This window comes from Enterococcus sp. 9E7_DIV0242 (assembly GCF_002140975.2).
GTDB lineage: Bacteria > Bacillota > Bacilli > Lactobacillales > Enterococcaceae > Enterococcus_L > Enterococcus_L clewellii.
Window position 1 is genome coordinate 3,179,459 of record NZ_CP147247.1, and the last position, 13,238, is coordinate 3,192,696.

A 13,238-nucleotide genomic window follows, 5' to 3' on the forward strand; every position below is an offset into this window, starting at 1 on the left:
ACTCGAGCTGAAGTAAAAAATGCCATTCTGAAAAGCTTGTTAATTAGAGAACGACTACCTAGGTGTATCACAAACAACTACAAACTGAACAGCTGTACCAAAGCGCTGATTCAGTTGTAAATAAAAAGTTTTAATGGAGGTTATCATATGCGTTTTAAGACATCTGAACAACACGAAACCTTTAGAGCGAAAGTCCGGGAGTTTGCAGAAACAGAAATTAAACCAATTGCAGCTACTTTGGATCTTGAAAATCAATTTCCTGACGAAATCGTCAAGAAAATGGGTAAGCTCGGCATCATGGGAGTTCCTTTTCCCGAAAAATATGGCGGTAGCGGCTTAGATACGATCTCGTATGCCATTGCTGTAGAAGAGCTCTCGCGCGTCGATGGTGGGGTCGGTGTAATCCTATCCGCCCATGTTTCATTAGGCTGTTACCCTATTTATGCGCATGGTACGGAAGCACAAAAGCGCAAATATTTGATTCCATTAGCTAAAGGAGAAAAAATTGGTGCTTTTGGTTTGACGGAAAGTGAGGCAGGAAGTGACGCTGGCGGAACGGAAACTACAGCTGAGCTGAATGGTGACCACTATATTTTGAACGGGAATAAGATTTTCATCACGAACGCTCCTAAAGCAGATGTATACATCGTATTTGCCGTTACAACACCAGATATCGGTGTACGAGGCATCAGTGCTTTTATCGTTGAAAAAGGCTGGGAAGGGTTTGAATTCGGTGAAAAATACGACAAGATGGGTATCCGTTCTTCTAGCACAGCTGAGCTGATTTTTAATAACGTGAAAGTGCCGAAAGAGAACCTGTTGGGTGTTGAAGGAAAAGGTTTCAATATAGCGATGGCAACCTTAGATGGTGGACGTATTGGAATCGCAGCTCAAGCATTGGGGATTGGACAGGGCGCTTTTGAAAGTGCGCTGGAATATGCCAAAGAGCGGGAACAATTTGGAAAAGCGATTGCTCATCAACAAGTGATCTCATTCAAACTGGCTGATATGGCCACGAAATTACGTGCAAGTCGGATGATGGTTTACAGCTCAGCTGATCTAAAAGACAGCGGAGAACCGTTCGGACTTGAATCGGCAATGGCGAAACAGTACACCTCAGACAATGTATTGGAAGTAGTAAATGATGCCCTTCAAATCTATGGTGGTGCGGGCTATATCAAAGGCAGCGACGTGGAACGCTTCTATCGTGATGCGAAGATTTGTACTATCTATGAAGGAACAAATGAAATCCAACGTGTTGTTATTGCTTCGCATCTGGTCGGCAGAGAGCCGAAAGCTCAGGCTGTGGGAGCGAAAAAAGGTCCTGCAACCGGCGATCGTAAGAAGATGATTTTGAAAGATGCAGATCCTGCTAAAAATGTAGAAACGTTGGTAGAACAGTTAAAAAAAGATGGGTACGATTTCTCGGTAGGAATCCCGATTGATACGCCAATCGTGCAAGCAGAGCGGGTAGTCAGTGCTGGACGAGGCATCGGAGCCGAATCGAACATGAAGTTAATAGAAGAGCTGGCGAAACAAGCCGGCGCAGCAATAGGCTGTTCACGTCCGGTAGCGGAAAACCTGAAATATCTGCCAATGGTTCGCTATGTGGGAATGTCCGGTCAAAAATTCAAAGGGAATTTATATATTGCATGTGGTATTTCCGGAGCGGGTCAGCATTTGAAAGGGATCAAAGATGCCTCCACTATTGTTGCAATCAATAACAATCCAAATGCAAGAATATTTAAAAATGCGGATTATGGCATCGTGGGTGATGTAGAGGTTATTCTGCCGTTACTGGCAAAAGCTCTTGATACCGGAGAACCGAAGAAGGAGGCACCGCCAATGACAAAAATCAAACGTGCGAAAGCCAAAAAAGTTGCACCGTCATACAAGCTCTATCTGTGTGGAGGGTGTGGGTACGAGTATAACGCAGGTAAAGGAGATCCGGAAGGCGAAGTAGCTCCAGGAACAAAATTCAAAGACTTACCGGAAGAATGGGTTTGTCCTGAATGTGGGGAAGAAAAAGACGTCTTCATCGAAGGGTTCTAGTCTACTTGGAGTTCGCTGAAAGTCAGATCGAATAGGAGGAACTAATATATGTATACAGTTAGAAAAGTAACAGAAGATTTATACTGGGTCGGCGGTGATGACCTTCGCCTGGAATTATTTGAAAATATGCACCCGATTCCCCGCGGTGTTTCCTACAATTCTTATTTATTACTAGATGAAAAGACTGTTCTATTTGATGCTGTTGACTGGGAAATCACACAGGACTTCATTCGAAACATCGAGTTGGTCTTGGACGGGCGGCCGCTGGATTATCTTATTGTGAATCATATGGAGCCGGATCATTGTGGTTCTATTGAAGAGCTGATCATTCGCTATCCAAAAATAAAAATCATCAGCTCGGAAAAGTCATTTATGCTGATGCATCAATTTAACTATCATGTAGATGGTCATGAGGATCAAGTACAAGAAGGCGACACTCGGAATTTTGGGAAACATACAGTGACGTTTGTTGCGGCGCCGATGGTTCACTGGCCAGAGGTATTGATGACTTACGATATCACAAGCGGCATTTTATTCTCCGCAGATGCCTTCGGTTCATTTGGGGCACTAGGAGGAGCGCTTTTCGCGGATGAAGTGAATTTTGATCGTGACTGGATCGATGATGCGCGTCGTTATTATACCAACATTGTTGGGAAATATGGTCCTTTCGTGCAATCAGCGTTGCAAAAAGCGGGTACTATCGATATCAAAATGATTTGTCCGTTGCATGGCCCTGTTTGGCGAAAAGATTTTGGCTACTTGCTTGATAAGTATGACAAATGGAGCCGTTATGAACCGGAAGAAAAAGGCGTGGTTATCATCTTTGGTTCTATGTATGGGAACACTCAGTTTGCGGCTCAAGCATTGGCTACTCGTTTATGTGATAGAGGGATGACGAATGTGAAAGTATATGACGTATCCAGTACGCATATTTCTTATCTTATCTCCGAAACATTCCGAGCAAGTAATATCGTCCTCGCCTGTCCAACCTTTAACTTAGGGATTTATCCACCAATGAAGAACTATCTCATTGACTTACAGGCGTTGAATGTACAGAATCGAACATTTACGCTGATCGAAAATGGGTCATGGGCACCGAAATCAGGCGCATTGATGGCTGAATTCTTAGAAGAAGAGCTGAAGCGAATGACGGTTATGGATGAAACCATGAGTATAAATTCTTCATTGAAAGAGATCGATGAGCCGGACTTAGATAGTATAGTAGAAGCTCTATTGGAAGCAGTGAAAGAATAACAACGTGTCAGCCATATTTCTATCTGTTTTGCATGACAAAATATGGCTGACCATTAAAGAAGTTTTGTGGGAAAACTTCTTACTCCATTATACAAAAAGTGATTGATTCTGTCTAAAGGAGAAGGCTTTGGATGGAGAGGGATCTGTCAGACTACCAATGTAAATATATTCAATCTTAAGGTTTTGTTTAAAGTTCTTTTCAGAGCGTTAGAAAGAATGAAGAGAGCAAAAAGACAGAACAAAGATTTCAAGTTGATCAACCCAAGAAACCTTATTTGAAGGAGGTCATATTATGAGTAGCTATGTAACAGCAGAAGAGGCTGTTCGATGTATAAAAGACGGAGATCGAGTAGTGATCGGTCTCGGTTGCGGGGAAGCGACTGCTTTAACTCGAGAATTCGGCAAAAGAATCCCTGAATTAAAAAATGTTGAGACTGCGCAGATGTTGCCGCTAGGTGAAACACTTTATTGTGCTCCGGAAGCGGCAGGCCATGTTCGTCATAATAGTTTGTTTGTAAGTGGAAGAGACCGGAAAGCAGTTTCCGAAGGTCGGGCAGATTACACGCCGCGTTTCTTTTCAAAAATGCCTTCCTTGTTTACTGATGGAAGTCTTCCGGCAGATGTTGCTTTTGTTCATGTAAGTAGAGTGGACAAGCATGGTTATGTCAGTTTAGGAATCAGTGTGGATTATATCATGACAGCAGCGAAACACGCCAAAATCAAAATTGCACAAATCAATAACAATCTGCCGCGAACACACGGTGACTGTTTTATGCATATTAGTGAATTTGATTACCTGGTGGAAGAAGATACGCCTATTCAAGAATTGCCACAGGCGACGCCTACAGAAGAAGAGCAAGCAATAGGAAAATATTGTGCAAACCTGATTCCAGATGGAGCGACGTTGCAGCTAGGGATCGGCAGCTTGCCTGATGCGGTTCTTGACTGTCTTCATGATAAAAAAGATTTGGGCATCCATAGTGAAATGTTCAGTGATGGTGTGATGAAGCTAGTAAAAGAGGGCGTGATCACGAATAGCAGAAAAACGCTGCACCCAGGTAAGATGCTGGCGACGTTCCTTATGGGAAGTCGAGAGCTATACGATTTCATTGATGATAATCCAAGTGTGCATATGGCACCGGTAGATTATACAAATGATCCTGAAGTCATCGCTCAAAACGATAATCTTATTTCAATCAACAGCTGTGTGCAGGTCGATTTCACGGGGCAGGTAGCTTCTGAAAGTATTGGAACGACTCAAATATCTGCTGTTGGCGGACAATTGGACTTTGTTAGAGGCGCTAATATGTCCAAGGGCGGCATATCTATCATTGCCATGCCTTCCACTACACGAAACCATACAGTCAGTAAGATCGTTCCTTGCTTAGATCAGGGCGCTGTTGTCACAACAGGCCGCAATGATGCAGCAGTTATCATAACAGAATATGGGATCGCAGATATGAGAGGGAAATCTATCCGAGAGCGCAGTCGTGCTTTGATTGAGATTGCACACCCGAATTTCAGAGAAGAGTTACAAAAGGAATGGGAAAATCGCTACCATATGACCTGGTGATGGCCGGGCTGAGAGGAAACAACCAATGGTTTGAGAAAGGTGGATTTATTTGGAGACAGAAATTGTATTAGCAGGTGCAGTAAGAACTGCAATTGGAAAATATGGCGGAGCTCTGGCCAATACGTCTGTGGTAGACCTTGGGGCCATTGTAATCAAAGAGGCTCTTAATAGAGCGGGCGTTGCGCCTGAACAGGTAGATGAAGTCAGCATGGGTGCAGTACTGCAGGCTGGATTGGGGCAAAATATTGCTCGACAGGCAGCAATCAAAGCCGGACTACCTGTGGAGGTTCCGGCACAAACGTTAAATATTCTATGCGGCAGCGGTTTAAAGAGTGTCAACATGGCTGCTGCGATGATTGCGGCTGGTGAAGCAGATATTATTGTTGCCGGCGGAATGGAAAATATGTCTGCGGCACCTTATGCCTTGAAACAAGCGCGATTCGGCTATCGTATGGGGAATGGTGAAATCGTTGATACGATGATCAATGATGGATTGACAGATGCCTTCAATCACTATCATATGGGGATCACTGCGGAAAATATTGCAGAAAAATACCATATTACTCGGGAAGAACAAGATGCTTTTGCCGCTTCCAGTCAACAAAAAGCAGAAAAAGCAATCGCAGCGGGTCGATTTAAAGAGGAGATTGTGCCGGTTCCAATCAAGGTGAAAAGAGAGACCGTGATGTTTGATCAGGACGAATTTCCACGCAGTGGTATAACAGCAGAAGGGCTTGCTAAAATGCGACCGGCCTTTAAACCTGATGGCGGGACTGTGACAGCAGCCAATGCTTCCGGAATCAATGACGGGGCGGCAGCGGTTGTGGTAATGAGTGCCAAAAAAGCCAAAGAGCTTGGTGTAAAACCGATGGCTCGTTGGATAGTGGGTGCCAGTGCGGGTGTCGATCCATCTATTATGGGGATGGGACCTGTTGAAAGTACTAAAAAAGCTTTTGAAAAATCAGGATTGACCATCGATCAAATGGATTTGATCGAAGCAAATGAAGCTTTTGCTGCTCAGGCGTTAGCTGTTGGACAAGAATTAAATTGGGACTCCGAACGTGTAAATGTCAATGGTGGAGCCATTGCTTTGGGACACCCAATAGGTGCTTCGGGTGCTCGAGTATTAGTAACCTTGCTTCATGAAATGGAGAAGCAACAAGGAAAATATGGACTGGCGACGCTTTGTGTCGGCGGTGGTATGGGTATCAGCACTATAGTAGAGAGGATGTAACCTATGCACTATCTAAAATTCGAAGCACAAAATGATATTGGTCTGCTGACGATCAATCGTCCGGAAGCTTTAAATGCGTTAAACAGTCAAGTGATTACTGAGCTTTCGACACAGCTTCAAGAGATTGCGGCTTCTTCCTTACGTTGCCTGATTATTACAGGTGCCGGATCAAAGGCTTTTGTAGCCGGTGCAGACATTGCTGAGATGAAGGATTTAAGCGTTCAGGAAGCACAAACATTTTCTGAAGCAGGGAATCAGGTCATGAAGCAAATCGAGAGTCTGCCGATGCCGGTCATTGCTGCAGTTAATGGGTACGCACTGGGCGGTGGTTGTGAGTTGGCTTTAAGCTGTGACTTGCGTATCTGCGGAGAGAATGCTGTTTTCGGGTTACCGGAGGTAGGACTGGGGATTCTACCTGGCTATGGCGGGGTACAGCGTTTAGTTCGAACAGTTGGCTTAGCCTCTGCGAAAGAAATGGCTTTTACAGCTCGTAATATAAAAGCAGAGGAAGCATTGACCATTGGCTTAGCGAATCAAGTGGTCCCAGCGGAAGAATTGATGGACAAGGCAATGAAAATCGCAGAACGGATTGCGGTAAATGCGCCATTTGGCGTACGAGCTGTGAAAGAAGTAGCGCAGGCCAGCGTTGGTTTGACTGTAGAAAAAACGTTCTGTCTGGAAAGCGAGCTGTTTGGCAAGTGCTTTTCAACAGAAGATCAGGCAGAGGGCATGCGTGCGTTTCTTGAAAAGCGAAATCATGCACCCTACAGCGGCCAAAGGAAAGTGCAGTAAATGCTGTAAGCACGGAGGGTGCAAAAAGAGACTTTTAAAAATCAGTTAAACATGGCAGTCGCTTGTACTCATTTTTTGACCTATAGGAATCATGTGGAAATAGATAGTCAAAGTGTAAAATGATTCGGGCGCTGCTGTTTTTAGGAAGCTTTTAAGAAGAAGGAATCTTTTAAATAAATGAGTATTCAAAGGAGGACCAGCATGAAAGTTGCCGTAATAGGTGCAGGAACGATGGGCGCAGGGATTGCGCAGGCTTTTGCCGCTAGCTCGGACTATACCGTATTATTATGTGATATAAAACCTGAGTGGGCAGAAGGTGGAAAACAAAAAATTGAGAAGAGCTTAAGCAGACTTCTGAAAAAAGAAAAAATAACACAAACTGACTTGGATGGTATCTTAAATCGTATTCAGACAGGAAGCGCGAAAGATGCCGCAGATGTCGATCTGATCGTCGAAGCGGCTGTAGAAAGAATGGATCTTAAAAAGGAAATATTCAAAGAGTTGGATGAATTATGTAAGCCTGAAACGATTTTTGCAACGAATACCTCTTCGCTATCTGTAACAGAACTATCAAATGGGTTAACACGGCCTGTGATCGGGATGCACTTTTTCAATCCGGCACCGGTAATGAAATTAATAGAAGTTGTTTGCGGCTTGACTACACCTAAAGAGTTGGTGGACAAAGTCGTTGCTATTTCAGAATCAATAGGAAAAACGCCCGTCATCGTGGAGGATTCTGCAGGGTTTGTCGTGAACCGGCTTCTTGTACCGCTGATAAATGAAGCAATTGGTATCTATGCAGAACAAGTAGCAAGTGCAGAAGATATCGATACAGCAATGAAGCTGGGAGCAAACCATCCAATGGGGCCGTTAGCTTTAGGGGATTTGATCGGATTGGATGTATGTCTGGCAATTATGGACGTACTATATAGCGAAATGGGTGATTCGAAATATCGACCGCACCCACTCTTACGTAAAATGGTTCGCGGCAATCAATTAGGTCGCAAAACAGGAAAAGGATTTTTTGATTATAACTAGAAGAAATGATTTGTGCTGCGATAGTTGCTACTCGCGCTATGGGGAATCGTCAGTGACCTCTTATTAAGAGAAGAATGTTCCACATTCATCTGAATTTCGTTGGGTATAAAGAGAAAGCTGCATTTTCCTAAGTAGAATGCTTAGATAGTGTCGTTGCCAAATGGGCACATCTAAGCAAAGGTGACAAATACATCGTGGTACAAATTGTTTTGTACGGCTTCTAGAGCTCATTTCTGAGGGTGTCTACTCTCTAGAGCTGTAACGTGTTTTAATCATTTTATCGAGGGTGTGACCAAAGCGCTTAGCTTCAAACAATAAGCCGGAAATTTCAAAAATTGTTCCATAAATTTTTGCGAGTTTTGACATATAGTCGCTAAGCTGCTTTGGGAACACCACTTATTCGATTTCAAAGGACTAGGGCATATTTATGTGATAGTCCTTTTTTGGGTTTTTGAGTTATTCTAGCATGTTCTCTATCTAGAGATGAGATGACCCATATCATAGAAGGAAGGAGGAGACTATTGAATCGTTTCGGTATTCACGAGATACCTTCTGATTACGTTCAAGCTTACGAAGCCTATTCTGATTGTAAAGTTTTGAATAAGGTCTGTTAAATCAAATGATTTTCAAGTGGAAGAAGTTTTTTGTTTAGTAGAGACAGATAGTTTTTCAGTAAGGAATAATTACACTTGATTTGACCGATATCAAAAGATAATAGTCATTTTTTTCACTTTTAGTGTTAGAATAAACAGAGTGGTCGTAACTAACAATCTTTAATGTATTTATGCGTAGTATCGAAAGTATAGTGAGGAGGAAGGAAAGGTTGAAAAAGAAAGTAAGTATTTGTGCTTTTGTTTTAATGTTGGTATTGGCAGGATGTAATAACCCATCTGATCAAAAGAAAGAAGAGACGAAGCAAACAAGCAGTACACAGGCAAGTAGCGTGATTGCATCTAGTCAAAGTAGTACAGAAGCGTTAGAGATGGAGGTCGTGGAATCATCAGAAGCGCCATCAACAATTCAGTCAGTAGAATCTGTACCACCGCAAGAGGTGAGTCAAGATTTAGATATTGCAGCAATCAATTCCGGCGATTTGAGCACCTTGATTGGTACCTGGCAAAATGGTGAAGGAGATGTCTTAGTTATCAATGCAGACGGAACGACTAATATCAATATGACCGTTCATAGCGTGATAGATTCTGATAAAACAAGTAAAGTTCCCTATGCCAACCTTGCAGCTGAGAGGACAGGAGCTGCTTTAGGGCTATATAGAATTGGCTTTGAAAATCCGGATGGTGATAACTCAGATAAAACAAGACCGAGACTGGTGATTACTCAAATGGGGGGAGACTATCCGGCAGAAAAATATTATTATCGGCAATAGAAATAAAGACCAATCACTTTAGCGGTGATTGGTCTATTTTCTGCAAAAATGAGGAACAAGATAACTTTCAGCAAGTTATTCATCTAATGCATGCTTTTTTCCGCAATTTACCCTTTAAAACGAAGAAATAGAACAGCTATATAGAAACCGATGATTATATAGTTGCGGAATTCAAATATTTTCATTAAAGAAATATAAAATTTATTTAATGAGACTAGTTTGAAGGGTGGTTGCATGATGAAAAATTTAATTCATAATCATCAAGTTGAGTGTGTAGAGATAGAACTGGAAGCAATACAGATATTTGAGAAAGAAATCGATAATATGTCAGAGACGATTGCCATTGAAAGAAGCACAGAACAACCGAATAGTATGAAGTTTCCAGGCTTAGGTGGGGAATTGATTCCTTATGTAGAAGAGTGAGCTTTTTCTGTTTAGCCAATTTTCTAGTATTGAAGGAGTAAAATCATTCCAGATTGGTCGAATGCTGTAGACTGATTTACTATGTTTTGTAAGAAATAATTTTAAAAGGTGGCTTATATAGAAATGAGAAAATATATACAGGCTGTTTGTGCAGAAGCTTCTGGTATTGGTGTAGTCTGACTTCATAGTAGGTATTCTTACTTGAGTGCTGTGGAAGATCGAAAATCTTCATTCAAAAGATTCCGATAATAAAATGGGAGCTTGTCGCTTTTGATCAGCTGTCTTCGCTCAATTGGTAAGATTCCAGAATAACTAGTTTATCTGAACATGGATCATTTTCTTTGCATAGATTCGTTTTATTTAGTGCTTATGAGAAAATGAATTATTTTATAGATACAAAAAATATGGATGACTAGTTTTATGTATTTTCCCCAATTTTTTGTAGATGAGATTGGTTAGTAAGCCAATCTCCAAAATGAAACAAGTCTGATTTTGGTTGGGTACTTCAAGACCAGACTTGTTTCTTTATGTCCACTTCTAGTTGAAAGCTCTAAAACGTAAGAAATCATAGCGATAAAGCCGTTATAGTGGCGTAAAAAGCCATTTCATTGTAGCATAAAAAATAATTTCAATTGTTAGTGAAAGTTCGTCTAATGAGGGGGAAACGACCGTGGAGATTGGAGAAACACTCAGGTATCTTAGAGAAAATAAACATTATACGAAAAAAGCAGTGGCGGATGGTATTGTGTCTATCAGCTTTTACAGTCAAGTGGAGCAAGGAAACAGCTCCATTACGATAGAATTATTTTTTAAATTATTGAAAAAATTGAATGTCACCTTTGATGAATTTTTTCTTATCGCAAATGACTTTACTCCTTCTGAAGAGGATCGTTTATGGAATAACTTTATTTCAGCTTATTATGAAGAGGATCTCGGAAAAATGATCAAGGAGAGAAACAATATCCAACAAGCAATCGATAATAGTTTTTCTGAAAATCCTGTCTTTGAGACCTATTTACTAACGGCTGACCTCGCTATAAATAGGACGAAATACGAGCAACCCCAGCAGAAGGATATCGATAAATTGTTTCATATTCTTTTTTCTGTTGATACTTGGACACTGTTTGAATTAAAGCTGTTTATCAATACGATTCATTTTTTTGATGTGGATTTGATTATGCTGTTATCTAGTAAAATGCTGGATTACTCGAATAAATACCACACAAAAACAGAGCATATATCAATGTATAATAGTGCTTTGATCAATTTGATCGGAGCGTTATTAAAGCATCGATTAATGGATGAAGCGGCTTATTTTATCACAATATTGAGGCGGCAAAGTGCCAGTCACAAGGATCTTTATGAGCGAAACATGCTGCTGTATCTTGATGGGATACGACTACTTATATTAGAAGCTACCGAAAAAGGGACTAGAAAAGTATCTAAATCGATAGAGATTTTTGATACATTAGGGATGTCAGGGCGTGCGACTAGATATAGAAACGAGATTAGGGACTTTTTTGGGATTGAAATTCCAACCTTTGACCGTGTTGATTTGTAAAAACATAAAATACTCATATAGAAAAGTTATTAATAATAGAAAGAAAGTCTGCTACTGTTTGTCTATGTACGGGCAATTGCTAGTTTGTTGGTAGAACAAATAATTCTATTGAAGAACAGGAGTGAGAGTGATGAAGTCTCTTATGGTTGCCGGAACATGTATGACTCTATTATTGTTTGTTTCCGGATGTATGAATGACAAAGAAAAAAATCAGTCGACAAAATCAGAGCAGGTATTCAGAAAGGTTGAAAGCAATGAGGTAAGTTCCATCGATCCTTCTCTTGCAATAGATTCTACCAGTCAAAGAGCGGTTTATACTGTTTATGAAGGGTTGTACCGACTAGGGGAGAAAAATGAACTCCTACCGGCTGGAGCAGTTGAAGCGCCGGAAATTAGTGCAGATGGATTGACCTATAAAATAAAATTAAATACGAAATCCATATGGTCTGATGATGTTCCGGTTAAAGCATCAGATTATGTATTTTCATGGAGAAGGACAGTCGATCCCAAAACAACTTCGGAAGGCTCATCCATGTTTCTACCTATTAAAAATGCAAAAAAAATTATTGCAGGGCAGCTGAAGCCGGATCAACTGGGGATTCGAGCTATAGGAGATGATCAGCTGGAAATAACTCTTGAAGAAGCAACACCGTATTTTGAAACATTACTGGTCAACACGTATTTTTTTCCGCAGAGAGAAGATACTGTTGAACGTTATGGCGAAAGCTATGGCACCTCAGATAAAAACACCGTATATAATGGTGCTTTTGTCATGAAAGACTATGAAGGCGGCGGAACAGCGACAAGCTGGTCTTATCAAAAGAATGAGAAGTACTGGGATGCTGAGAATGTTCATTTAGAGAAAATTGAAAATACAGTAGTAAAGGATACGGGAACAGCGGTAAATATGTATGAAGCGGATGAGGTGGATGAGGTACCTATCAATGGGGAGTCTGTTTCGTTTTACAAAGAACATTCGGATTTCTCAGCGGAACTACGGCCGAATGTCTACTATCTTGATTTAAATCAAAAAAGTGAGCGCGCTCATTTGGATAATGTCAATCTAAGAAAAGCAATCTCTTATAGTATAGACAGAAAGAGTATTGTTGAAAATATCCTTAACAATGATTCGCTTGCCACAAACTCCTTTGTACCGAGCAAACTTGCTTATAGCCCTATCGATCAGACGGATTTCACTTCCAATCAGGGAAATTCTTTGCCGTTTGACAATGAGGAAGCAAGTGACTACTGGGAAAAATTTTTGTCTGAAACGGATCTGGAATCAATTGAGGTAGAGCTATTAGTAACCGATACGGAAAGCTCGAAAAAGATGGCGGAGTATATTCAAGGACAGCTGCAGAATAATTTAAACGGGATGATCGTGACGGTAACGGCTGTTCCTTATTCAGTCATGATGGAAAAAGAACAGCAAGATACATTTGATATTGCTTTAAATGGATGGGGTGCTGACTATCTTGACCCTATGAGCTATTTAAATATTTTGCAAAGTGACAATTTTAGTAACTATAGTAATTACTCCAACAAAGAATATGACGAGCTGATCGATAAAATCAATGCATCGGGAGCGGATCCTAAAGCAAGGTGGAAATTGATGCTTGAAGCGGAAAAGAAAATTTCTGAAGAGGTGCCTGTTGTTCCCCTGTTTCAATATACAAAAGTCTATTTACGCAGAAATACTGTTCATAATGTTCATTCAATGCCGTTAGGGTTGGAATTTGACTATAAAAATATTGAGATAAATTAAATGTAAAAAATAAAAATTGAACATATCAAAATGAAAGAGCAGCTTCATCGAAGCTGATTGAGTAGTTTTGGTATGTTTTTTTATTTGTAAAACCAAATAAAAGTAAATATTAATTTTCTTTTAGAGTGAAATAAAATGATATATTGATCAATAACGAATTAC

Annotated in this window: 10 protein-coding genes and 1 pseudogene; all 11 read left to right on the forward strand. The window is 40.8% G+C overall.

Annotated elements, in window-relative coordinates; translation table 11 throughout:
• Window positions 1-147: 147 nt before the first annotated feature.
• Window positions 148-1,278: pseudogene (locus tag A5888_RS21510) on the forward strand (acyl-CoA dehydrogenase); the annotation flags it as partial.
• 231 nt (window positions 1,279-1,509) lie between these two features.
• The gene (locus A5888_RS21515) at window positions 1,510-2,052 is read left to right on the forward strand and encodes an FAD-binding protein (RefSeq protein WP_249274575.1); all 543 of its coding nucleotides are present in this window, start codon (window positions 1,510-1,512) and stop codon (window positions 2,050-2,052) included.
• Window positions 2,053-2,100: 48 nt separating this feature from the next.
• On the forward strand, window positions 2,101-3,306 hold the full coding sequence (locus A5888_RS15125; RefSeq protein WP_086348850.1) for an FprA family A-type flavoprotein: 1,206 nt from the start codon (window positions 2,101-2,103) through the stop codon (window positions 3,304-3,306).
• Between the two features lie 292 nt (window positions 3,307-3,598).
• On the forward strand, window positions 3,599-4,879 hold the full coding sequence (locus A5888_RS15130; protein ID WP_086348851.1) for an acetyl-CoA hydrolase/transferase family protein: 1,281 nt from the start codon (window positions 3,599-3,601) through the stop codon (window positions 4,877-4,879).
• A 49-nt stretch (window positions 4,880-4,928) separates the two neighbouring features.
• On the forward strand, window positions 4,929-6,113 hold the full coding sequence (locus A5888_RS15135; RefSeq protein WP_086348852.1) for an acetyl-CoA C-acetyltransferase: 1,185 nt from the start codon (window positions 4,929-4,931) through the stop codon (window positions 6,111-6,113).
• Window positions 6,114-6,116: 3 nt separating this feature from the next.
• Window positions 6,117-6,905, forward strand: a complete 789-nt coding sequence (locus tag A5888_RS15140; RefSeq protein ID WP_086348853.1) for an enoyl-CoA hydratase-related protein — start codon at window positions 6,117-6,119, stop codon at window positions 6,903-6,905.
• 201 nt (window positions 6,906-7,106) lie between these two features.
• Window positions 7,107-7,943: a 3-hydroxyacyl-CoA dehydrogenase NAD-binding domain-containing protein gene (locus A5888_RS15145; protein ID WP_086348854.1), complete on the forward strand. Its 837-nt coding sequence runs from the start codon at window positions 7,107-7,109 to the stop codon at window positions 7,941-7,943.
• A gap of 823 nt (window positions 7,944-8,766) precedes the next feature.
• A complete protein-coding gene (locus A5888_RS15150) occupies window positions 8,767-9,327 on the forward strand; it encodes a DUF6287 domain-containing protein (protein WP_086348855.1) in 561 nt (186 codons plus the stop codon).
• Between the two features lie 237 nt (window positions 9,328-9,564).
• Window positions 9,565-9,750 (forward strand): hypothetical protein, encoded by a 186-nt coding sequence (locus A5888_RS15155; protein WP_139843847.1) that lies wholly within the window; start codon window positions 9,565-9,567, stop codon window positions 9,748-9,750.
• A gap of 670 nt (window positions 9,751-10,420) precedes the next feature.
• Window positions 10,421-11,311 carry a helix-turn-helix domain-containing protein gene (locus tag A5888_RS15160; RefSeq protein ID WP_086348857.1) on the forward strand — a complete coding sequence of 297 codons (891 nt, stop codon included), beginning with the start codon at window positions 10,421-10,423 and terminating at the stop codon, window positions 11,309-11,311.
• A gap of 130 nt (window positions 11,312-11,441) precedes the next feature.
• Window positions 11,442-13,076 (forward strand): peptide ABC transporter substrate-binding protein, encoded by a 1,635-nt coding sequence (locus tag A5888_RS15165; RefSeq protein WP_339101672.1) that lies wholly within the window; start codon window positions 11,442-11,444, stop codon window positions 13,074-13,076.
• Window positions 13,077-13,238: the final 162 nt, after the last annotated feature.